The organism is Neisseria sp. P0021.S006, assembly GCF_051956895.1.
In genome coordinates, this window is the sequence record NZ_JBQCWZ010001294.1 from 1 (window position 1) to 436 (window position 436).

At 47.9% G+C, this 436-nt stretch carries 1 protein-coding gene and 1 pseudogene; both read right to left on the reverse strand.

Features of this window, described 5'->3' with window-relative positions; translation table 11 throughout:
* On the reverse strand, positions 1–219 hold a 219-nt coding region (locus ACTHUM_RS19955; RefSeq protein ID WP_440404001.1), incomplete at its 3' end, for a deoxynucleoside kinase.
* Between the two features lie 97 nt (positions 220–316).
* Positions 317–436 (reverse strand): annotated as a pseudogene (locus tag ACTHUM_RS19960) (2-amino-4-hydroxy-6-hydroxymethyldihydropteridine diphosphokinase); the annotation flags it as partial.

The following is a 436-nucleotide window of genomic DNA, read 5'->3' on the forward strand; positions in this document are numbered from 1 at the left end:
GTCTTCAATAATATTCACGCTTTCAGCGCGGCGCATCAGGAAGAAAAGTTCGGCAGCCAAGCCATTATTGGAAACATTGCTGTAAAACTTTATGAGAAACGGATTGTGATCCGGATTCTCCGACAACAGCAACGCACTGAAATGCTCTGCCAAGCGGCGGCTCAAAGCAGTCTTGCCGCTACCGATGGCGCCTTCGACAACAATATAACGAGGATTCATAGTAACTCTTTGTAATGTGTTTCCCAACAATATTTTATAGCAAAAAAGGCGTGTCCAACACGCCCTTTCTTGTTTTAGTCCGTTTTTCAGACGGCCCTTATTCTTTCAGCAGGCGAATACCCTGTCCGCCCAAAGCCTGAGCCAAATCAGCCGCACGGCCATGCTCGCCCAACTCGAAATCCGGAAGGATTTCGGCCAGAGGCAACATAACGACTAT